Annotated in this window: 18 protein-coding genes; 7 read left to right on the top strand and 11 right to left on the bottom strand. The window is 69.3% G+C overall.

Annotated features, from left to right (window positions below; all coding sequences use genetic code 11):
- Positions 1 to 28 precede the first annotated feature (28 nt).
- The 8 genes from EV648_RS09585 to pseB all read right to left on the bottom strand — a co-directional run bounded on the left by EV648_RS09585 (position 29) and on the right by pseB (position 8,040).
- Complete coding sequence (locus EV648_RS09585; RefSeq protein WP_132287849.1) at positions 29 to 1,669, bottom strand: cation acetate symporter; 1,641 nt, start codon at positions 1,667 to 1,669, stop codon at positions 29 to 31.
- Complete coding sequence (locus tag EV648_RS09580; protein WP_132287847.1) at positions 1,666 to 2,007, bottom strand: DUF485 domain-containing protein; 342 nt, start codon at positions 2,005 to 2,007, stop codon at positions 1,666 to 1,668. Before EV648_RS09580 ends, EV648_RS09585 begins: the two co-directional genes overlap by 4 nt.
- A 90-nt stretch (positions 2,008 to 2,097) precedes the next feature.
- Positions 2,098 to 2,904: a class I SAM-dependent methyltransferase gene (locus tag EV648_RS09575; protein ID WP_132287844.1), complete on the bottom strand. Its 807-nt coding sequence runs from the start codon at positions 2,902 to 2,904 to the stop codon at positions 2,098 to 2,100.
- Between the two features lie 38 nt (positions 2,905 to 2,942).
- The gene (locus EV648_RS09570) at positions 2,943 to 3,671 is read right to left on the bottom strand and encodes a cytidylyltransferase domain-containing protein (RefSeq protein WP_132287841.1); all 729 of its coding nucleotides are present in this window, start codon (positions 3,669 to 3,671) and stop codon (positions 2,943 to 2,945) included.
- The gene (locus EV648_RS09565; RefSeq protein ID WP_132287838.1) at positions 3,668 to 4,498 is read right to left on the bottom strand and encodes a hypothetical protein; all 831 of its coding nucleotides are present in this window, start codon (positions 4,496 to 4,498) and stop codon (positions 3,668 to 3,670) included. Before EV648_RS09565 ends, EV648_RS09570 begins: the two co-directional genes overlap by 4 nt.
- Positions 4,498 to 5,931 (bottom strand): hypothetical protein, encoded by a 1,434-nt coding sequence (locus EV648_RS09560; protein ID WP_241995001.1) that lies wholly within the window; start codon positions 5,929 to 5,931, stop codon positions 4,498 to 4,500. The genes EV648_RS09565 and EV648_RS09560 overlap by 1 nt, the downstream gene beginning before the upstream one ends.
- Positions 5,928 to 7,064: a UDP-4-amino-4,6-dideoxy-N-acetyl-beta-L-altrosamine transaminase gene (gene pseC, locus EV648_RS09555; RefSeq protein WP_132287835.1), complete on the bottom strand. Its 1,137-nt coding sequence runs from the start codon at positions 7,062 to 7,064 to the stop codon at positions 5,928 to 5,930. The genes EV648_RS09560 and pseC overlap by 4 nt, the downstream gene beginning before the upstream one ends.
- Positions 7,057 to 8,040, bottom strand: a complete 984-nt coding sequence (gene pseB / locus EV648_RS09550) for a UDP-N-acetylglucosamine 4,6-dehydratase (inverting) (protein WP_132287832.1) — start codon at positions 8,038 to 8,040, stop codon at positions 7,057 to 7,059. The genes pseC and pseB overlap by 8 nt, the downstream gene beginning before the upstream one ends.
- Positions 8,041 to 8,176: 136 nt before the next feature.
- Between pseB and EV648_RS09545 the strand changes: the two genes are divergently transcribed.
- The gene (locus EV648_RS09545) at positions 8,177 to 9,175 is read left to right on the top strand and encodes a PseG/SpsG family protein (protein ID WP_241995000.1); all 999 of its coding nucleotides are present in this window, start codon (positions 8,177 to 8,179) and stop codon (positions 9,173 to 9,175) included.
- Positions 9,176 to 9,252: 77 nt separating this feature from the next.
- On the opposite strand, the gene EV648_RS09540 is transcribed toward EV648_RS09545, so the two are convergent.
- Positions 9,253 to 11,592 carry a hypothetical protein gene (locus EV648_RS09540; protein ID WP_241994999.1) on the bottom strand — a complete coding sequence of 780 codons (2,340 nt, stop codon included), beginning with the start codon at positions 11,590 to 11,592 and terminating at the stop codon, positions 9,253 to 9,255.
- Between the two features lie 58 nt (positions 11,593 to 11,650).
- Between EV648_RS09540 and EV648_RS09535 the strand changes: the two genes are divergently transcribed.
- Genes EV648_RS09535 through EV648_RS42525 form a run of 6 tightly spaced genes read left to right on the top strand, consistent with a single transcriptional unit; the run spans position 11,651 to position 19,616 of the window.
- Positions 11,651 to 12,646, top strand: a complete 996-nt coding sequence (locus tag EV648_RS09535; RefSeq protein ID WP_132287826.1) for a glycosyltransferase family 2 protein — start codon at positions 11,651 to 11,653, stop codon at positions 12,644 to 12,646.
- Positions 12,647 to 12,657: 11 nt separating this feature from the next.
- On the top strand, positions 12,658 to 13,812 hold the full coding sequence (gene rffA / locus EV648_RS09530; RefSeq protein WP_132287823.1) for a dTDP-4-amino-4,6-dideoxygalactose transaminase: 1,155 nt from the start codon (positions 12,658 to 12,660) through the stop codon (positions 13,810 to 13,812).
- Positions 13,809 to 14,582, top strand: coding sequence for a GNAT family N-acetyltransferase (locus tag EV648_RS09525; RefSeq protein WP_132287820.1), 774 nt, complete (start codon positions 13,809 to 13,811; stop codon positions 14,580 to 14,582). The genes rffA and EV648_RS09525 overlap by 4 nt, the downstream gene beginning before the upstream one ends.
- 60 nt (positions 14,583 to 14,642) lie before the next feature.
- Positions 14,643 to 16,964 carry a glycosyltransferase family 2 protein gene (locus EV648_RS09520; RefSeq protein ID WP_132287817.1) on the top strand — a complete coding sequence of 774 codons (2,322 nt, stop codon included), beginning with the start codon at positions 14,643 to 14,645 and terminating at the stop codon, positions 16,962 to 16,964.
- Entirely contained in the window at positions 16,964 to 17,794 is an 831-nt protein-coding gene (locus EV648_RS09515; RefSeq protein WP_132190390.1) for a hypothetical protein, read from the top strand. Before EV648_RS09520 ends, EV648_RS09515 begins: the two co-directional genes overlap by 1 nt.
- Positions 17,787 to 19,616: a hypothetical protein gene (locus tag EV648_RS42525; RefSeq protein ID WP_158293951.1), complete on the top strand. Its 1,830-nt coding sequence runs from the start codon at positions 17,787 to 17,789 to the stop codon at positions 19,614 to 19,616. Before EV648_RS09515 ends, EV648_RS42525 begins: the two co-directional genes overlap by 8 nt.
- A 44-nt stretch (positions 19,617 to 19,660) precedes the next feature.
- Here EV648_RS42525 and EV648_RS09505 read toward each other — a convergent pair whose 3' ends face one another.
- Positions 19,661 to 21,151, bottom strand: coding sequence for a class I SAM-dependent methyltransferase (locus EV648_RS09505; RefSeq protein ID WP_132287814.1), 1,491 nt, complete (start codon positions 21,149 to 21,151; stop codon positions 19,661 to 19,663).
- Between the two features lie 4 nt (positions 21,152 to 21,155).
- Complete coding sequence (locus EV648_RS09500; RefSeq protein WP_132287811.1) at positions 21,156 to 22,109, bottom strand: glycosyltransferase family 2 protein; 954 nt, start codon at positions 22,107 to 22,109, stop codon at positions 21,156 to 21,158.
- Positions 22,110 to 22,115 lie beyond the last annotated feature (6 nt).

Raw genomic sequence — 22,115 nt, 5'->3', positions numbered from 1 at the left:
CGCCGTACAGGGTCTGGCAGAGGATCGGTCAGTGCTTCGAGGCAACCTCCGCGCCGGCGCCGGTCAGGGCGCGGACGGAGAGCTCGTTGTAGCGGTTCGCGCTGGACTTGTCCCTGCCCAGGTAGGTGCCGACCACGCCGAGCAGGAAGCCGAGCGGGATCGAGACGATGCCCGGGTTGGACAGCGGGAACCAGGAGAAGTCCGCGTCGGTGATCATCGACGTCGGCGAGCCCGAGACGACCGGCGAGAAGATCACCAGCACCACGGCGGAGATCAGGCCGCCGTAGATGCTCCAGACCGCGCCGGAGGTGTTGAACCGCTTCCAGAACAGGTTGTACAGCAGGGCCGGCAGGTTCGCCGAAGCCGCGACCGCGAAGGCGAGCGCGACCAGGAACGCGATGTTCAGCTTCTGCGCCGGGATGGCCAGCCCGATCGAGATCGCGCCGATGCCGATCGCGGCGAACCGGGCCACCCGGATCTCCTCCTTCTCGGTGACCTTGCCCTTGGCAATGACATTGACGTACAGGTCGTGCGCGAACGACGACGCCGAGGTCAGCGTCAGGCCCGCGACCACCGCCAGGATGGTGGCGAAGGCGACGGCCGCGATCAGCGCGAGCAGGATCGCGCCGCCGATCGAGCCGGAGCCACCGCCGACGACCTCGGCCAGCAGCACCGACGCGGTGTTGCCCTTCGAGGCGGCCACCGCGCTGTCCTTGCCGGTGTCGAGCAGTGCCGCGGCGCCGAACCCGAGGGCCAGCGTCATCAGGTAGAAGGCGCCGATCAGCCCGATCGCCCACTGCACGGACCTCCGGGCCGCCCTGGAGTCCGGCACGGTGTAGAAGCGGATCAGGATGTGCGGCAGACCCGCGGTGCCGAGGACGAGCGCGAGGCCCAGCGACAGGAAGTCGATCTGGCCGACGAGGTCCTTGCCGTAGAGCAGGCCCGGCTGCAGGAACGCCTCGCCCTTGCCGGACTTTTCGGCGGCCGCGCCGAGCAGCTCGGACGGGTTGAAGTGGAACTTCAGCAGCACCAGGAACGTGATGACCAGAGTGCCGCTCATCAGCAGCACGGCCTTCACGATCTGCACCCAGGTGGTGCCCCTCATGCCGCCGATGGTCACGTAGATGATCATCAGCGCGCCGACCAGCACGATCACGCCGGCCTTCAGGGTGTCGCCCGTGACGCCGAGCAACAGGCCGACGAGCGTACCGGCGCCGACCATCTGGGCCAGCAGGTAGAAGATCGAGACCACGATCGTCGAGGTCGCGGCGGCGGTCCGGACCGGCCGCTGCCGCATCCGGAAGGCGAGCTGGTCGGCCATGGTGAACCGGCCGGAGTTCCGCAGCAGCTCGGCGACCAGCAGCAGGGCGACCAGCCAGGCGACCAGGAAGCCGATCGAGTACAGGAAGCCGTCGTACCCGTAGAGCGCGATCTGGCCGGAGATGCCGAGGAAGGAGGCGGCGGACATGTAGTCGCCGGCCACGGCCAGGCCGTTCTGGGAGCCGCTGAAGTTGCGGCCGCCGGCGTAGTAGTCGGCGGTCGTCTTGTTCTGCCGGGACGCCCACCAGGTGATGTAGAGCGTGATGGCGACGACCGCGGTGAACAGCGAGATGGTGAGGGCCTGGTTGCCCGGCTCGGCGTCCGCGAGCGGGACGAGAAGACTGGTCACCGGCGGCGCTCCCTCTTGTACTTGGCGTTCAGCCCGCTGGCGAGCGGATCCAGCCTCCGGTTCGCAAACCGGCCGTAGAGGGCCGCGATCATGAAGGTCGAGACGAACTGGAGCAGCCCGAAGATCAGCGCCACGTTGATGTGCCCGATCACCTGATGACTCATGAAGTCACGCGCCCAGTTGCAGCAGGCGACGTACAGGAGGTACCAGGTCATGAACGCGATGGTCCAGGGCACCACGAAGTTCTTGTACCGGCGTTTCAGCTCCTGGAAGTCGCGCGCCTCGTGCACGGCCTCATACGCACGAGCCTCGCGGTCGTGCACTACTTCCTCAGACATCTGCACTGCACCCTTCGGTCGGAAGGCGAACAGGTGCACGTTAGCCGCTTGTCGAGCATTTGTGACCGAATGCAACCAAACCGTTTCAGGTCACAGCGGTGGTGCGAGGGGCGCGTCCAGGGTGCGGCGGTAGTTCGCGAGGTCGCTGGGGCGGGTGCGGTAGCAGTTGGTGAAGTAGGGCACGCGCAACGGCTCCGGCGGCCTCGCGGTGCTGTCGTAGATCGCGTCGATCTGCTCCAGTACCGACTCCCGCCGGGACTCGGTCAGGACGGCGACCCGCGAGTGCGACTGGGCGAGTTGCCGCAGCCCGTTGCGGTCCAGGTCGTGCCAGTGCCGGAACCGGGCCGTCTCCACCATCGAGAACAGGTCCGACTGGAGCAGGATCGGCATCGGGTCGAACTCGTCGTTCCCGGCCAGGAAGTCCTCGCCGATGATCGCCCGGTGCAGCCGCCGGACCCAGGGGACGACGGTGTCGTGGTTGTTCCAGAGCAGTCCCAGCACGCCGTGCGGCCGCAGTACCCGGGCGATCTCGGGCAGGGCGCGGGCGTGGTCGAACCAGTGGAAGGCCTGTCCGACGAGCACCGCGTCGACCGAGCCGTGCGCGAGCGGGATGGACTCGGCGGCTCCGACCATCGTGTCGACGCCGGGAACGCGCCGGCACAGCGCGAGCATCTCCTCGGACGGATCGACGGCGACCACGTCGTGCCCGAGAGACGCGGCGACCTTGCTCAGCTTGCCGGTCCCTGCCCCGAGATCGAGGATCTGGAGCCGGCCGGGACCCAGGATCCAGGTCAGCGCGTCGGCAGGAAACGTCGGCCGGCCCGCGTCGTACGCGGCGGCGACGGCGCCGAAGGATCGCGCGCGACCGGCATCAGGACCTGAGTCATCGGTGGTCATCACAGCAAATCATGCCGTAGCCACCGCCTTGCGGGGCGTTACTCGCCGAGCTTCTTCTGTTCGATGTGCGCGTTGAGCGCGGCGAGCTCGGGGTGCGCGGCCATGATCTCGACCAGATCGGCGCAGTTCAGCGTGGTCGCGGCGTAGTCCTCGATCATCGTGGTCAGCAGCAGCCGGTCATCCTCGGTGTCCAGCGTCAGCCGGTACTGCGAGCCGCCGCCCTGCCACGGGAGGTTGAGCAGCCGGACGTCCCCGCCGCGGTTCTGGTGCAGGTAGGACGTGACGTGCTCGCGGTCGGCCTGCAGGGTGGCCTGGGCCTCGGCCCGGAGCAGCTGCGGGACCGAGAACACCTCGTAGTCCATGCCGCGCGGGTAGGTCCGCTCGAGGCAGTTCGACACGTACAGGTTCTCGTCGTTCTCCGCGCGGTACCGATCGACGCCCGCGGCAACGACCTCCGCGTCGATCAGCGGGCAGTCCGAGGTGACCCGGACGACCGCGTCCAGCTCGTGTTCGCGGGCCGCGCCGGCGAACCGGGAGAGCACGTCCAGCTCGCTGCCACGGAAAACCGGGACCCCGGCCTCGCCGGCCAGCCCCACGATCGGGTCGTCGTCGGCGTTCGTGGTGGTTGCCACGATCACCGGAAGCCCGGTCCGGGTCAGCCGGTCCAGGTGGTGCTCGAGGAACGTCCGCTTGCCCGCGGTCAGCAGGACCTTGGCGGGCAGCCTGGTGCTCGTCGCGCGGGCCTGGGTGATGATGCCGATCTTCACGAAACCGCCTTCAGCGTGGTCCACCTGAACAACTCACGGATCTCCGCCGGACCGGCCAGGTGCTCGACCCCGAGCTCGGTGTCGGTGAACGCCCGGGCCAGGTCGAGCGGCACGTACGGCTGGTTCATCTCGGGCCACAGCCGCTTGATCCGGGCCTGGCCGCCGAAGGACGGATGCTCGTTCTCCAGCAGCATCGGGTCGCCGTACACGCCGGGCTGGAGGCCCAGGGAGGCGCCGTACAGCACGGCCGAGCTGAGCCGGTTGGAGGCGACGCGACGGTGTTTGCGGACCTCGCGGAGCTGCTTCAGCAGGAAGTTCGTGTCCGTGCCGAGCCAGTGCAGCCCGCGGTACCCGTGGGTGATCACCCGGAAGCCGGCCCGCTCGTAGACCTGCCGGATGGCCGGGTTCTCGTACTCGTTCCAGTACAGGCAGACGGTGACCGGGCCCTTCTCGTGCTCGTTGATCGAGGCAACGATCCGGCCATGATCGCCCAGCACGTGCTGGCCTTCCCAGCCGTGGAACGGGTAGAAGATGGTGCCGGCGGCATCTTTCGCCGGGCTGGCCAGCTCCGGGTGCACCTTCAGCAGGTAGAGCCAGGTGGCGCCGATCACCGAGTAGTTGCGCAGCCCCATCGACCAGCCGCGCCGCCGGACGCTGTCGGACCAGACGAACTTCGGCATCCCGTCGACGAAGGCGGTGCCGAACGCGAACCCGTCGAGGATGTTCCAGCCGTGCTGCAGGTAGCCCCAGATCCCCGGCGCGCCGGGCAGCCCGGCGTACGAGGCCATCACGTGGGCGTGGCCGTAGAAGTGGTTCGCGTGGTGCATCAGCGACCCACCCTGCGGCGGACCCGGCGGACCCTGCGGCGGGCCCGTCTGACGACCACCTTCGCCGGGTTCATCACCGCGATACCGATCCGGTACGGACGCGACCGTCGGATGCTGCTCAGCTGACGCTCGAAGTAGATGGCCTGCGTGGCCGCCTCGGACAGCTCCTTGGTGAGACGGGCGATGGTGGCGAGCTGCTCCACACTCCCGACCGGCTCCGGCTGCTTATTGCCTGGGGCAACGGATGCCCAGAGTGCCTCTGTCAAGGTGATTCCGGCCATCGACGCGAACAGCGCGGTCAGGCCGCGGGTGCTCTCGCCGACCGTCCACGACTGCCTCGACCCCGCTTCCAGTGAGCGCCGCACGAAGCGAGCCAACTGCGAGATCACGAGCGCCTCGCCGCGACCCGCGACCGGCTCACCCTCCCCGAACACCTGGTACGACGCACCGTCGACGATCACGTTGTCCGCCGACGAGATCGAGGCGGTCTGGGTGTCCTGCGCCAGCAACCACGACACGTAGCCGGGCACCGTACGCCGGATCGCCGCCTGGTCGTCGACCCGCAAGGCATCGAGGAGGTATTCCTCCAGCAGGATGCCGGAGCCGGTCGGCACGGCATCAGCGGGCAAAACGTCAGGCACGTCGGTGGCGCCGATCACGAAGTACCAGCCCGGGGCCAGTTCCGTGCCGAGGCCGGCGGCGATCGCGTCCTGCATCAGGCGATACGGATCGGTCATCATCGGGCCGGCGTATCGCGACGCGACCGCTCGGCTGATCGTCACGCCCGCCAGCGGAGTATCGGTCTCGGTCAGCGCGACCGAGGGGTCCGCCAGGTCCGGATAGACGGCGTACGTCGTCGCGGACGTGCCGACGGCGGCGTGGACAGCCTTCAGCCCGGCCGGCGGTTCGACGCTGCCGAAGAGGTCGCGGGGCCAGGCCTGGTCGCCCGGGACGGTGGCCAGGTTCGGCTGGATCAAGCGCTCGATGCCGAAGGAGTTCTCGGCCGCGAGCAACAGCCGGCCCTCGGGAGCCAGCCGCGCCTGCAGGGCAGCGAGTGCGTCGGCCCAGGTCAGCACCGGCGTGTCAGGTCCCACCAGCCGATGCAACCCGTCCAGCGCGACGATCACGTCGTACGTGTCCTCGGAGCTGAAGCGATCGAGGGCCCCGCAGTAGACCCGACCCGGGATCAGTGCGGCGATCTCTTCCGCATCCGGAGCGGATCGGACCAGCGCGTCCACGGAAGCGGTCGCGCCGACGACCTGCTTGAGCAGTTCGAGCGTGTGCGGACCGGCCACCAGTACGGAGTCCGTCGGCTTCAGCACGGCTTCCAGCAGAGCCGCTGGAACACGACCGCCGGTCGCGGGACGCCCGTCGCGAGGAGTGAGGTCGGACCAGTTGAGCATCTCGGCCCCGACCATGACCAGGCCCGTCACCGGACCAGCTTCGTCAGCGTGTCGACCACCCGGTCGACATCGGAGTCGGTCAGGTCCGGGAACATCGGCAGCGAGATCTCCTCGCGGTAGTACTGCTCCGCATTCGGGCACATGCCGCGCTGATAGCCCTGTTTCGCGAACACGGGATGCCAGTAGACCGGGATGTAGTTCACCTGGACGCCGATCTCGGCCGCCCGCAGGCCTTCGAAGATCTCGCGCCGGCGACCGCCGAGAACGCGGACCGGGTAGAGGTGCCAGGCCGGGTCCACGTCCGCGCGCTGGGGCGGAGTACGGAGGCCGTCGACGTCGCTCAGGGCCTCGTTGTACCGCGCGGTGATCTCGGCCCGGCGCTTCTTGAACGCCGTGAGCCTGCGCAGCTGGGACAGCCCTAGCGCGCAGGCGATGTCGGTCAGGCGGTAGTTCACGCCGAACTCGTGGACTTCCTGGTGCCAGGGACCCTCGTCGGTGATCTCGAACCGCTCGGGGTCCCGGACCAGCCCGATGAAGTGGAACTCGTGCGCCTTCTGCCCGACCGCCGGGTCCTTGGCGACGACGGCGCCACCCTCGCCGGTGGTCAGGTTCTTGGTCGGGAAGAACGACAGGGTGGTGACGTCGGCCAGGTCGCCGACCGGGCGGCCGCGGTAGAAGCCGCCGACCGAGTGCGCGGCGTCGTCGAGCGTCCTGGCGCCGACCGAGTCCGCGATCGGCTGCAGGGCGTCGTAGTCCGCCGGGTGGCCGGCATAGTCGACGGCCGCGACGACCTTCGTGCGCTCGGTGACGGCCGCCTCGACGGCCGCCGGGTCGAGCAGCGCGGTGTCCTCCTCGACGTCGGCGAAGACCACCTTCGCGCCGAGGATCGCGGCGCAGGACGCGGTCGCGACGAACGTCATCGGCGTGGTCACGATCTCGTCGCCGGGGCCGACGCCGAGCCCGGCGTACGCCATGTGCAGGGCGGCGGTGCCCGACGTGCAGCTGACCGCGCGGTGGCCGCCGGTCAGCTCGGAGACCGCGTTCTCGAACGCGGTGACGGCGGGTCCGGTGGTGAGCCAGTCGCCGCGGAGGACGGCGGTGACCGCCTCGATGTCCTCCGCCGAGATCGACTGGCGGCCGTAGGGAAGCATCGGATCAGACATCGCTCTCTAGGATCTTGCGGATCTCGTCGATCGTGTACCACTGGTCGTTGGTGTCGGAGGCGTAGTGGAAGCCGTCGGGCACCGGGGTGCCGTGCGGCGGCGGGGTGTAGCCCCAGGTCGCCAGGTCCGGCTGCAGCACGTAGCGGTTGCCGATCGCGAGCGCGCGGCGGCCCTCCTCCGGGCTGATCATCTCCTCGTGCAGCTTCTCGCCCGGCCGCAGCCCCATGTCGTGCATCTTCGCGCCCGGCGCGATCGCCTGGGCCAGGTCGGTGACCTTCATCGACGGGATCCGCGGCACGTACAGCTCGCCGCCCATCATCTGCTCGAACGAGTCGACGACGAACTCGACCGCCTCCGGCAGCGTGATCAGGAACCGGGTGCAGCGCAGGTCGGTGATCGGCAGCGACTGGCCGGCCGCGTGCAGGGCCCGGAACTTCGGGATGATCGAGCCGCGGCTGCCCATCACGTTGCCGTACCGGACCACGCTGAAGCGGGTGTCGTAGGCGGCCGCGTAGTGGTTCCCGGTGATGAAGAGCTTGTCGGCGGTCAGCTTGGTCGCGCCGTACAGGTTGATCGGGCTGGAGGCCTTGTCGGTGGACAGCGCGACGACCTTCTTGACGCCCGAGTCGATGGACGACTCGATCACGTTCTGTGAGCCGACCACGTTGGTCTGGACGAACTCCCACGGGTTGTACTCCGCGGTGTCGACCTGTTTCAGCGCGGCCGCGTGCACCACGTAGTCGACCTTGTGCATCGCCCGGTTCAGCCGGGCCCGGTCGCGCACGTCGCCGATGAAGAACCGCAGTCGCGGGTCGTCGCCGAAGTACTGCCGGACCTCCCACTGCTTCAGCTCGTCGCGGCTGAAGACGATGATCCGCCGCGGGTCGAGCTGATCGAGGGCGAACCGGATGAACGCCTTGCCGAAGGACCCAGTGCCTCCGGTGACGAGGATGTCTGAGCCGGTGAGGATGGACACGTCGGGTGACCCTTCTTAGTGCGTTTCCGGACCGCGCGAGCATGCCACGCAAGTGGATACCTTAGCTGGGCCCCCCAGCGAACCGGATACGGTCTGGTGCGTGACTGGACAGAGGCGGGTCGGAGTCAGGTGTGATGTGGGGCCCAGACGGGGCATCGGACACGTGATGCGGGGCCTGGCGCTGGCCGAGGAATTGCGGCTGCGCGGGGCCGAAGTGGTCTTCGTCTGCGACAGCCACACCGTGCCCTGGGCGAACGATCAGATCCTGGCCCGGGGCATCCCGGTGGAGCCTGCCGTCCGGACCGCCGAGGAGCACGTGGAGCTGTTCGGGCGACTCGAGCTGGATGCCGTCGTCTTCGACTCGTACGACCTGCCGGGCGAGGTGTTCACCGGAGTGCGCAGGTCCGGCATCCCCACCCTCGCGATCATCGACGGGGACTTCCGCGGCGCCGAGGCCGACGTGTTCGTGGACCAGAATCTTGGCTCCGAGCTGGACCAGCCGGAGCTCCCCGAGGGTGCGATCCGGCTCGCCGGGCTGGACTACGTGCTGCTGCGTGACGAGATCCTCACCCTCCGTCCGGTCGATCCACCCGAGCCGCGCCGGTACGACGTACCGAAGGTGTTCGCGTTCTTCGGGGGCACCGACGCGTACGGCGCCGGGCCGTACGTCGCGGCGGCCCTCGCGGCGACGGGGGTGCCGTTCGAGGCCCTCGTGGTGGCTCCGGACGAGGACCTGGCCGAGGCGATCACCGCAGTACCGCTGAACCCTGGCCAGCGGGTCGAGGTGATCGGCCCGACCTCCCAGCTCGCCAGAGCCGTGGTGGCCTCGGACCTGGTGGTCAGCGCGTCCGGTACGTCGACCTGGGAGTTGATGTGCCTCGGAGCGACGGCAGGCCTCGTGTGCGTGGTGGACAACCAGGAGATGGGCTATGAGCGGGCAGTCGCCACCGGCGCGGCTGTCGGAGTCGGAGTGCTCTCAGACCTGAAGGCGGACCCAGCAGCCGCGGCCGCCGTACTCCGGCCACTCCTGACGGACCCGGTGGAACGCGCACGGATCGCCGAGGCCGGCTGGAAGCTGGTGGACGGGCAGGGCCGGGTCCGGGTCGCCGACGCCCTGTTTCACCTGATCTCGTAGATGGTGGCGTCGAGCGTGGCGTGCCGGAGCCGCACGAACTGCTTGAGCTGGGGCGACACGGTGCCGGCCCGGTGGGTTCATTCAGGGAGTTCGTAGACGAGCGCGTCGGAGGCTTTGAAGCGCAGCGTGGCGAAGGCGCCGAGGTTGGGCGACAGGATCGTCTGGGTGGGGTCCGCGTAGAGCCAGCGGACGCCGTACTTCTCCCGCAGCACCCGCAGGTTGTCGCGGCTCGGGGAGATGAATGCGCGGTCGTTCTCCTCGAGTCTCGTCTGGTCCCAGAACGGCAACCCGTTCGGGCCCATCCCGGTGCCGGCGACCAGGTCGTTGAGGGTGTTCGTGTATGCCCAGCCCTCCAGCAGCACGTGCCGCTCGGTCAGCGCGGAGATCCAGAAGTGCCGGGCGTCGCAGCCGTTGGTGTTCTTCATCGCGCAGTGCGCGTTGGTCGCGATCAGGTCACCCGGGGCGGCGTGGTCCTTCAGCCAGAGGGCTGCGGCGGTCTGGCTCCGGCTCGGGCCGAGCAGTTGCTTGTCCGTCTGCGGGGCCAGCGACACGGGCGCGTAGTCGGTCATCGCCTGGAGCGGCAAGAACAGGCTCGCGCCCATCCCGGCGAGCACGAAGGACGCCATCGCGATCCGGGTCGGACGACCCCTGCGCTTGGCGACCCGCTTCCACACCACGGTGACGAGCACAGCCACCAGGGCGAGAAGGAAGATCGTCCACAACCACGGGCTGATCAGCCCGGCCAGGGATCCGTCCGGCTTGCGGAAGGGCTTGCCATCCGACGGCAGTGCGTTGACGATCGCGCGAGCCAGTGCGGTCGCGCCGATGCCACCCAGGATCGACGCGAGCACAGCGAGGTCCGACCGCCGGTCGGCGAACCAGAACACCAGCATCCAGGCACCCGCCGCGGCCAGCGCCGCGATGATCGGTACGGCGGTGCGGTGGAAGTACAACTGGCTCGTGCCGGGCTGATCCGTCAGCACCATCCCGGAGAACCCGGCGATGGAGATTCCGACCAGGAAGATCATCCCGGGATCGCGGAACCAGCGGGCCGCCGTACCGGTGAGGACGAGCAGGCCGGCCGAGCCGAGGACCAGGCCGAGGCAGGTGGTGATCGCGGTGATCCACATCGCGCTGTGGTCGAGTTGGCCGGCGGGCAGGGAGTCCGCGACGAGCGGATAGACGCCGACCTTGGCGAAGGTGATCCACGGTTTCACCGCCAGCCCGGACGAGTGCATGCCGAAGACGACGACGATCGAGGCTGCGAACAACCCGCCCAGGACAGCCGCCGTGAGCAGCGCGGCCTTGGCGAACCGGCCGTAGCAGAGCCGGACGAAGACGACCAGCGCGAGGCCGCAGATGATCAGCGGCAGCACGGTCGCCTTCGACCCCGAGGCCGCTGCGGCGATCACGACGAACAGGACCCAGGTCCCGGGTCCACTCCGGCCCCTCAGCAGGTCGATGCCGATCAACGCGAGCAGCACGATCAGCGCGCTGCCGAGGTTCTGCGTCGGGCTGCCCCAGACGTAGGTGATGAGGCCCTCGGCCGGCAGAGTCACCGACGGGTACGCATTCACCGTGCCGCCGACCGATGCGACCGCGATCGCCAGCGGACCGGCAAACCGCGAGCCTGGAGCCAGCCGGTCGGTCAGCGCGAAGATCAGCGCGGTCCCAGCGAGCAGCAGCGGCACCCAGCCGATCGTGTAGACCAGATCGGTCAGGTTGATCCCGGTCGCCCACGACACCGCGGCCGTGAACTGGTGCCAGAAGTAGTGGTAGTCCATCTGCTCGCCCTGCACGTACGGCGCTTGCAGGGGGAAGTCGGTCCTCGCGCTGGCCGCCAGGGCCTGGTGGAACGCCATGTCGGGCGAGTTGGACCGCGCATCTGTGTACGGGGCGGGCACGAGGTTCCGGTAACGCCCGATCCCGTACAAAGGCAGAGCCAAGGCCAAGGCGACCAGCCAGGCGGTCAGAGGGCTCACCGGCCGCTCGACCCGGCTGAGGATGCGCGGACGCCACGACGGCACACAGACAGCGGCGATCACCACGGGCGCGGCCCACAGCCAGGCCCACTGCTGCAGGCCGATCGGCGCGACGGCCATGTAAACGAGCACGAGCACCGCGACGCCCACCAGGGAGCCGGCGGCGAAGTCCTCGATCAGGTTGTGCCGGAACGGGCTGGCCAGCCGCCACAGGATCACGCCTGGCAGAGTGATGCCGAAGATCCAGAATCGCAGCAGCGACACGATGCTGTCGGCGGACGCGTGCCCGGCCATCAGCCAGATCGCCAGCCAGGCCACCGCGAGGCCGGCGGCGGCCTTGACCAGGTGCGGGACGACGGGCCGCCAGGACGGCCGGTTCGTCTCCCGCTCCGGGGCGCCTGGGCGGCTGGGCGCGATGCCGGTCACGGTTGACACGGAGGCAGAGTATCCGTGCTAGGCCCCGCGCCGAGTAATCTCACCGCAGGAGGTCCGCATGCCAACCAGTCACCCGGTGCTGTCCGTCGTCGTGCCGATGTACGACGAGGAAGACGTGCTGCCGATCTTCTTCGAGCGGATGCACCCGCTCCTCGACGGGCTGGGGATCAGCTACGAGGTGCTGGTCGTCGACGACGGCAGCCGCGACGGCACGGCCACCCTGCTCCGCGAGGCGACCGGCACCTGGCCGCAACTCCGGCTCGTCCGCCTGCTCCGGAACTCCGGTCACCAGGCCGCCCTGTCCGCGGGGTTCCGGCGCGCTCGCGGTGACTACCTGGTCACCATCGACGCCGACCTGCAGGATCCCCCCGAGGCGATCGCCGAGCTGCTCGCCACCGCGCGGGAGAAGGACGTCGACGTCGTGTACGGCGTGCGCTCGGACCGGTCGAGTGACTCCTGGCCCAAGCGGACCACGGCTCGCATGTACTACCGGCTGATGTGTCGCCTGGTGGGCATGGAGATCCCGTTCGACGCCGGCGACTTCCGGCTGGTGTCGCGCCGCGTGGTGGATGCCGTCAACGGGCTCCCCGAGGACGGCCGGGTGTTCCGGCTGGTGATCCCGTGGCTGGGGTTCCCGAGCGCGGAGGTGAAGTACGTTCGCGCCGAGCGGGCGGCAGGCGTGACGAAGTACAACTGGTCGAAGATGTTCCGGCTGGCCTTCGACAGCGTGACGGCGTTCTCGGCCGCTCCGCTCCGGCTGGCCACCTGGCTCGGGCTGCTGGGTGGGCTGCTGTGCGGGTTGTTCGTGGTCGGGGCGCTGGTGGTCAAGCTGTCGGGCAACAGCGTTCCGGGCTGGACCTCGACCGTGCTGGCGGTCGGCATCATCGGCGCGATCCAGCTGCTCTGCCTGGGTCTGCTGGGTGAGTACGTGGCGAGGCTGTTCCAGTCGAGTCAGCGTCGGCCGCAGTTCCTGGTGGGTTACGACAGCCTGGAGGATCCCGGGCACCACAGTTACGCGGAGGCGATCGACGGGCAGTCGCCGGAGCAAAGGTAGGCTGCCTGCCTATGCCGGACCTGTCGCCGATCCCGTTCGTCAAGGCATACGTGGCGGGTGACGAGCTCGTCTACGTGAACCAGTCCTTCTCCTCGGCCGCGGTCTCCGGCGACGGCCCGTTCACCGCCCGGGCGACGGACCTGATCACCAAACTCACCGGTGGCGTCGGCTCGCTGCTGACCACGTCGTGCACGCACGCGCTGGAGATGACCGCGCTGCTGCTCGACCTGGAGCCGGGGGACGAGGTGATCATGCCGTCGTTCACCTTCGTCTCCACCGCGAACGCCTACGCGCTGCGCGGCGCCGTACCGGTGTTCGTGGACATCCGGCCGGACACGCTGAACCTCGACGAGACGCAGATCGAGGCCGCGATCACCGAGCGGACCAAGGCGATCGTGGTGGTGCACTACGCCGGGGTCGCCGCAGCGATGGACGAGGTGCTCGCGATCGCCGCGAAGTACGGGCTGCCGGTGATCGAGGACAACGCGCACGGCCTCGGCGGCTCGTACCACGGCCGCCCGCTCGGCTCGCTCGGGCTGATGGCGACGCAGTCCTTCCACGGCACCAAGAACGTGCACTGCGGCGAGGGTGGCGCACTGGTCGTCAACGACGGCGACCTGCTCGCTCGGGCCGAGGTGATCCGGGAGAAGGGCACCAACCGCGCCCAGTTCTTCCGAGGCCAGGTCGACAAATACCGCTGGGTGGACATCGGGTCCAGCTATCTCCCGGCCGATCCGCTCGCCGCGTTCCTGACCGCCCAGTTGGAGCACTTCGACGAGATCCACACGCCGCGGCTGGCGAGCTGGCAGCGGTACGACGAGGCGCTGGCCGAGTGGGCCGGGTCGCACGGCGTCGGCGTACCGACCGTTCCCGCGGGCTGCGTGCACCCCGCGCACCTGTACTACCTGCTGATGCCGTCCCACGAGCACCAGCAGGGCCTGATCGCGCACCTGCGCGAGCGCAACGTCAGCGCGCCGTTCCACTACGTGCCGCTGCACTCGTCCCCGGCGGGCGAGAAGTACGGCCGGGTCGGGCCGGGTGGCTGCGCCGTCACCGACCGGGTCAGCGGCTCGTTGGTCCGGCTGCCGCTGTACAGCCAGCTCACCGAGGAGGAGCAGAACCGAGTGATCGACGGAGTGCGCTCCTACTCGTGCGGTCCGGCATGAGCTGGTACGACGCCCTCGAGGCGGGCGAGCTGACGATGCGGCCAGGTGACTACGAGTCACGGCGGTTCGGCGTCGCCGTCGACCGGATCTCGATCTCGGCCTCAGCCGGTACGCCGCTGCCGGAGGTGCTCGCCGCAGTCGACAAGTCGACGGCCGACGTGGTGATCCTGCGCTACCCGGCCCGGGAGGTCTCCTGGTTCGCGGCGCTGGCGAGTGGTCCGCGGACGGCGCTGCTCGCGGACAGCCTCGTCTACTGGTCACTCCCTGTGGGCAAGGGCCGTCGCCCGGCGCCGCTGGCCGGGTTCGCCGCGACGCACGAGCAGGCGGTCGACGACGATCTGGTCGACGACCTGGTCGGCGACATCTTCGGCGACTACGGGAACCACTACTGCGCCAACCCGCTGTTCGCACCGGCCCAGGCGCTCGCGGGGTACCAGGAGTGGGCCCGGCGCAGCGTCGAGGACCAGGGCGCGGTCGTACTGCGAGGCCCGGACCGGCGGGTGCTCGCTCTGGCCACGGTGGACCAGCAGCGGTCGTGGACCGAGATCGAGCTGGCCGGCGTGGTTCCGGCCGAGCAGGGCCGTGGCCGGTACGGGCACCTGCTCGCGGCCGTTGAGGATGCCGCAACCTCCCGTCGGCTCGTCATTTCCACTCAGGGCCACAACACCGGGGTACAAAGAGCTTGGGCGCGTTATGGGTTCGAGCCGATCCACACGCTGCTGACGGTCCATCTGGTCGGGCCGGACCTACCCCTGGCGGCCCGTCAGTAGCCAGAGACCGACTGCTAGCATCATTGACCGAAATCGACTGAGCCGAGGAGATACACAGTTGTGACGCCGCGGCTGAGCGTGGTTGTGCCTTTCTACAACGTCGGCGACTACATCGGGGACTGCCTCGATTCGATCGCCCGGCAGACCTGGACGGATTTCGAGGCGATCCTCGTCGACGACGGATCCCCGGACGACAGCGCGGCGATCGCCAAGGACCTGTGTTCCCGCGACTCCCGGTTCCGGATCGTCGAGCAGGAGAACCAGGGCCTGGGCCCGGCCCGCAACACCGGGGTCCGGCACGCCCAGGGCGAGTACCTGACCTTCGTCGACAGCGACGACCTGGTCAGCCGGCACGGGTTCGAGCGGCTGGTCCGGTCGCTGGACGAGACAGGGTCGTCCTTCGCCGGCGGGAACGCGCGGCGCTTCAACAACAGCGCCGGGGTTCGGCCGTCGTGGATCCACCGACTGCCGTTCGCGAAGGACCGGAAGGCCGGCCACGTGCTGGAGTCGCCCGACCTGGTCCTGGACCGGATGGTCTGGAACAAGGTCTACCGGCGCTCCTTCTGGGACGAGTACGGCTACGAGTTCCCCGCGATCCGGTACGAGGACTACCCGGTCACGCTGAAGGCGCACCTGGACGCGGTCACCGTGGACGCGCTGGCCGCCCCCGTCTACTACTGGCGGGAGCGGGAGTCGGGCGAGTCGATCACCCAGCAGAAGTTCCAGTTCGGCAACCTGGAGGACCGGGTCCGCTCCGCCGAACTGGTGATGGACCTGATCGACAGCGGCGGGTACCAGGGACTGGGCGAGATCCGGCGCCGGGTGCACTCGCACTTCACCCAGATCGACATGCTGACGCTGGTGATGGCGTTCGGCGCGGTGCCGCCCGCGGAGGAGCAGAACCTGGTCCGGCTGGCCTGCCGGTTGCTGGAACGGCTGGACAACTCGGTCCTGGTCCGCGCGCACAGCTACGACCGGATCCAGCACTCCGCGCTCCGCGCCGGCGACGTGGACCTGCTGCGCCGGCTGGCGCACTTCCGCAACGAGGGTGGCCTCAGCGGTGGCGCCCGCGCCATCCCGAAGGCCGGTAGGCGGTGGCAGTTCGAGCACAACTACCCGGGCGTGCACGAGCCGAACACCGCCGTACCGCGGACCCTCTACCAACTGCCGAAGAAGGACTTGACGCTGGCGACGACCGTGCAGCGGGTCGCCTGGCAGGACGACGTGCTGTCGCTGCACGGGACCGCCGAGATCCGGCACCTGGAGACCACCGCGTCGTCCAGCCTGCGGATCGCGCTGGTCGTCGCGGGGAACCGTATCCCGCTGCCTGTCCGTCGGTACGCCGCGACGGACTCGCATGGTGACTCCGCCCTGGTCGGGTTCGAGGTGCGCCTCGACCGCCGCCTGCTGGCGAAACTCGCGGACACGGCGGCCCCGGCGCATTTCGCAGTATGGATGAAGTCCGGGCGGCTGCGGGAGCACGGCAAGCTCCGCGGTCAGCGTGCGGGCAGTCCCGGCTGGCCGCCGGGCAACTGGATCGACGAGACCACCTGGGTCCAGCCCGGTCCCGGCGCGGACGGCGCCTTCGTACTGCGGAAGATGGTCGACCCGTGCCGCATCACCTCGGCCGAGCAGACCTCCGACGCGCTGGTACTGCGGGGGCGGGTGCCGGCCGACCTGGAGGATCCGCGGCTGCAGGTGACCCGGCCGCTGTCCGGCCTGGGCCAGGTGCTCCCGCTCGAGTGGTCCGGGCGGGACTTCAGCGTGCGGATCCCGTTCGGCCCGATCGTCGCCGAGACCAGCCCCGATGACCCGTTCACCCAGCGGACCACCTGGGCCTTCCGGATGCTCGGCTCCGGCGGCGACGAGAGGTTGCTGCTCTGGACCGCCGGCGACCAGGCGGTGAGCCACCTGGACCAGGGTCGCCTGGTCACGCTGACCCGATCCACCGGTGGGTACGTGAACCTGCACGAAGGCCCGGCCCGGGTGGTCGCCCAGCAGGCCGAGGTTGTTGCTGAGAGCAATGAACTGCGGATCGCCGGGTTGTTGACCGGCGGGGCCGCGTTCAGCTGGCGGCGGTTCCTGGAGGACTCCGACGAGCACGTGGACGTCGCGTGCCGCAGTACCGTCTCGGCGTCCGGGGAGTGGGTGGCCTCGGTCGGGTTGTCCGAGCTGATCCCGGACGAGGTGGTCGCGCACTCCGTGGATCCCTTGGCCAGCTTGGCAGACTGGGTGCTCTTCGCCACGGCGGCGGACGGCTCGGCCCAGGCCGTGCAGTGTGAGCCGTTCCTTGCCAGCCGGTTGCCGATCGAGGTCGAGCAGGGCGGCCATGTCGCCGGTATCCGTCCGCACGCAGGCACACTTCACGTCGAGGTCCGCTGATGCATCACCACAACCACTACTACGGGCAAGCGCACATCCTGGCCCGGTACGCCGGTCTCGACGACCAGGCTCCGCCCCGACTGCGCGGCTACCTGCAGCACGGCTGGAACATCGCCGACGGCTGGAACCCGGTGCACGAGTTCTTCGACGGCGCCTGGCGGTTCACCTGGAGTGACGCGCCGCGCCGCCGTGGGCACGCGCTCGGCCGGCGGAACTACCACAGCATCGGCGCGCCCTGGCTCTACCTGCTCGACCTGGAGCCGGAGCTCGGCGCCGTACCGGAGGAGGAGCGCGAAGGCACGCTCTGGTTCCTCTTCCACGGCTGGGAGGGCGGCAAGATCCAAGGCGACCACAAGCGCCTGATCGACGAGATCCGCGAGACCGAGCCCGGCCCGGTCACCTTCAGCCTGTACTACACGGAGTACGAGCGGCCGGAGATCCGGAAGTCGTACGAGGACGCCGGGTTCCGGGTCGTGTCGTTCGGCCGCCGGGGCTTCTCGTACGAGGGCACGGACCCACGGTTCCTCTACAAGCAGCTCACCGAGCTCCGCAAGCACAAGCGGGTGGCCGCGAACCGGCTGTCGACCGCCATCTTCTACGGCATCGCCGCGGGCTGCGAGCCCGCCGTGTACGGCGATCCGATGGAGATGGAGGGCGAGAACCCGCTGTTCGGCGGGCAGAGCCGGATCGCCAGGCTGTGGCCGGAGATGCTCGGCAAGGAGATCGACCTGGCCGCCGCCCGCGCGACCACGGACCTGGAACTGGGCGTGCCCTGGATGCTGCCGCCCGCGGAACTGCGGATGCTGTTCGATTGGAGAGAGCGTGTCTGACAACCAGCTGGCCGTCGATGTGGTTCGCGGTGAGATGCAGCCGTGGAGCGACTACGAAGGCAAGCGCGGGGCCGTCCAGGGACCGGTGCTGCGAGCACTGCTGGACGACGTCCTGCCTTCTGGGGCACGCACCCTCATCGTCGGGCCGCACAGCGCCGACCTGATCGAGGTCGTCGTCGCCAAGTCGGCGAAGGCGACCATGCTGGTCCGGTCGGTCTCGGACGCCAACTCGCTGGCCGAGCGCTTCGGCGACGACCTGCAGGTCATCGCGGGCGCGCTGGACGGGATGGAGCCTGCCGCCTTCGAGGTCGTGGTTGCCGCCGACGGTCTCGATCGTGTCCTCGGCTATGACAGCGACGACCTGAACTGGTCGGCCCGCCTGGACGCCTTGGCCGCGGTCGCGTCGCCTTCAGCGGTCGTCGTTCTCGGACTGGAGAACGAGTTCTCCCTCACCAATCTGCTGGATCGCCGCCTACCCCAGGACCGCCACGCCGACGACGACTGGCGACCGCTCCACGACGACCCCACTCGGCCGGTATCCGCCGACCAGCTCCTTGCCGAGCTGTCGCGAGTGGGCTTCGCCGGGGCCCACGCCTACGCGGCCTTCTCCGCCAAGGACGCGGTCCTGACGTTGCTCGCCTCGGACACGGCCGCCGCCACCCGGCCGGGCGAACTACCAGCCCGCCTGGCGCTGGAAGCCCTGGAGACCGCCGCGGTCGCAGTACCGCTGCTGGCCCCGATCGCCGAAGGCGCCACCGCGGCCGCTCGGGCCGGCCTCCTCGCCTCCACCGCCCCCTCGTGGCTGGCCCTCACCACCACCCCGGCCCGCCACCCCATCTACGCCCAAACCTCGGGCCACACCACCGTCCTCACCGCCGACACCGCCGCAGCAGGTTGGTCCATCACCACCGACCAGCGGGAACTCGGCGCCGCGGCAGGCGAGGAAGCCGACTTTGCCGCAGCCCGCGCCGCCTCTGGTGACGCTCCCGCCGCGGCAGCGCCGGTGGTGTTCGACCTAGGGGCTGTCCCCGGGAGTGTGCCGGGTGGGATCACTGTGGAGACTCAGCTGCTTCGGTTTGCTGCTGCTGAGGATGTGCCGGGGTTCCGGGCGTTGGCTGCTCGGCTCGGTGAGTGGGCTCGGGCACAGGACTCGGCGCGGCTGGTGCTGCGGTGGGATGACGTGGTGGTGGATGGGGATGGCTTCGCGGCCGGCGTCTCGCCGTGGGTGACTGCTGGTGACGAGAGCGCCGTGGATGTGTTGGCGGCCGCGTGGTGGCGGTTCCACGATCGGTTGATCGGTGGGCACCGGCGTCACCCGTGGCCGCCGTGGATGGTCGGGGACGACCTGGTGTCCGCGTGGCTGGGGATGTCCGGTGTCGAGGCGCCGGCTCCGGTCGCCGCGACGAAGCCGGAGACTCCGCCGGCCTCCGGCGCACAAGTTGCCCGGGGCAAGGAGTTGGCGGAGGCTCTGGCTTCTGCGCTGGGGATTCCGGCCGATGCCTCGCAGACGCCCGACGTGCGGACGGCCCTTGCTGATGCTGAGCGGGCGCAGCAGGAAGTGTTCGAGCTGAAGGGGCAGATCTTCGGGCTGGAGCGGACGCTCGGGTTCCGGGACAAGGCGCTGAAGACGCGCGAGAACCGGCTCCGGGAGATGCGGCTGCAGGTGCAGAAGGTGAACGCGGAGCGCGCCAGGCTGCGCAGCTCGCGCGCCTTCGCGGCCGTCACCGTGGTGCGCAAGGTGGCGACGATCCGCAATCCGCGCAAGTTCGCCGGCAAGCTGAAGCGCCGCCTCAAGCGAATCGTCCGCAACCGCCTCGGCTGACCGTGCGCGTCCGAAGATCCGCCTCGGGGTCTTTCGGACGCGAGTCAGCGGCGGGCGATCAGCAGTTGGTGGGTGTCAGGCCACTCGACGGGCGTCCCGTCGGGGCTGGTGAGAGAGGCGACCGGCGCAATCCGGTTGGCGATCACCCAGTCGTTGCGCCACGGCTTCGACGCTGGGTCGATGGTGAAGCCCGCCTGCTTCGCGATCCCGCACCAGCCGGTGAAGTCGAGCCCGCAGAACTGCTCGTGGGTCTCGCTCAGCCAGTTGTCGACGTAGTCCTTGCGGGTCAGGAAGTCCATCGCGTCCGCGAGCCGGAGTACCAGCTTGCCGTCGCGTGCGGAGTACTCGAAGGGCACGGACGCGTTCCGCCGGAAGTTGTGCGCGAACTGGAAGAACCTCGCCCTGGTCGACAGCGCGCTCACGTACGCCGCCGGATCGGCGAGCGCCTCGAGGTCGGTCACGTCGGCCGGATTGGCGCCGTCGCTGTCGTCGAGCTCCAGTACTACGGGCCGGTCGGGCTCGGCCGGTCCGCACACGTCCGAGTTCACCCAGACCCCGTCCGGCGCGGTGTGCGCGAACAAACTGTCGGCGAAGCGTTGCACCGTCGCCGGGCGCGATCCGTCGGCGTACGACCAGATCTCATGGGTCAGCGCGAGCGTCAGGGTGGTGTCGATCGAGCGGGCCGGGAAGACGGCGGAGCCGAGCATGTTGCGCTGGTAGAAGTACACGTTCGGGTTCTGGAAGAGCCCTTGCTCCTTCTTGTGCACACACTCGGCGTACAGGTGCCGGGCGACCTCGACGCCGATCAGGTCGGACTCGTGGAACCGCGGGTCCGCGTCCACCAGTTGCAGGGTGGCGCCGGTCGCGCAGCCGATGTCGAGGATCCGCCCGGGGCGGACGAAGACCTTGATCTGCTGCCACTTGCGGTCGGCGGCGGTCTCGAAGGCGTCCGCGTAGGTCTTGTAGTCGCGGGTGGTGGTGAGCCCGCCATCGTCGCCGACCACCGGGTCGTTCACGCAGCGCTGGATCTGCGCGTCGAGCCGGTACCGGTCGAAGACGTCGGCCGTCGCCGGATGCGCGAGCTCCCGCCAGGTGTCGTTGCCTGCGGCAATCAGTAGCAGCACGTCCCAGGGTCTGGGCTCGTCGGGCGGCTCGACGCCGATCACCGAGTAGCCGAGCCACTCGTACAGCTTGGCGACCTCGGGGGTCGAGCAGGCCACGACGGTGTTGCCCGGATCCAGCTGGACCTCGTCGTCCGTGCCGGCCTCGACGGCCTTGATCGTCACGTCGGCGAAGTCGTCGGTCGCGTGCGTGTCGGTGACGCCGACCACCAGCGAACGGATCCCGGTCGCGACGCTGAAGCGCTCGATCGCCGCCTCGCGCCGGTCGAACGGCACCGGGTTCCGCTTGGTGGTGTGGTGGTTCGAGGACGTCACCGCCCAGACGATCGTGGCGCCCTGAGCTGTCGCCTGCAGGAACTCGGCCTGGAACCGCGTCAGGACGTGGTGCCGCCCGGGGAACAGCAGGTACTCCATCGGGTCAGACGCCCTCACTCTTGATGTCCGGGTGGGCGTCCACATCGGTGCGTTCCCGGATCACGTAGGTCGGCCGGCCCATCGAGCCCGAGTGCAGCCGGCCGACGTACTCGCCGAGGACGCCGAGCGCGAGCATCTGGGCGCCGGAGAACAGCGCGACCATGGACGCGATCGTGGTGAACCCCGCGACCGTGGTCGCGCCGCTGGCGTACTTGTAGATGATCACCCCGAACAACCCGACGCCGAACACCGCGCAGATGAAGCCGAGATAGCCGACCAGCCGCAGCGGCTCCACGGAGTACCCGGTGATCAGCGCGAGCGCGTGCTTCATCAGCATCCAGGTCGTGTAGTTCGACTGCCCGTCGGTTCGCTCCTCCATCCGGACCGTGGTCTGCGCGATCCTGGTGGTCGACCACGACAACGCCACGTCCACTGAAGCGTGCGGCCCGTCGAGCCCGTCGAACCCGTCCCGCAGGAAGGTTCGGAAAGCCCGGAAAGCGCTGATGGATCTGGCGTTGCGCACTGACATGGTCGACGCCATCGCCGCCTTGACCAGCCGGGACGAGAAGCTCCGGACCAGCCCGTGCTCCTCGTCCGCCGGTACGCCGTACACGAGGTCGATGTCGTCGGTCAGCGCACGCAGCAGCACCGGCACCTGGTCGGCGGGGTGCTGCAGGTCGTCGTCCATCGTCACGACCACCTCGTACCGCGCGTTGCGGACGCCGGCGATCAACGCGTTGTGCTGCCCGTAGTTCCGCGCGAGCCGCAGAGCCCGCGTCTCCGGGTACTTGTTCGCCAGTTCACTCGCGACCTGCCAGGTGTCGTCCGGACTCCCGTCCACCACCAGCACGATCTCGAACCCGGCCGTAACCCCCGGCAACACCTGGTTCAGCTCATCCACCAAGCGCGGCAACGTGGCACCCGACCGATAACAAGGCACCACGACGGAAACCAGCACAACAAA

Source organism: Kribbella sp. VKM Ac-2568 (assembly GCF_004345365.1).
Classification (GTDB): domain Bacteria; phylum Actinomycetota; class Actinomycetes; order Propionibacteriales; family Kribbellaceae; genus Kribbella; species Kribbella orskensis.
The sequence above is the reverse complement of the archived record's forward strand: the minus strand, read 5'-3'. Positions and strand labels throughout refer to the sequence as shown.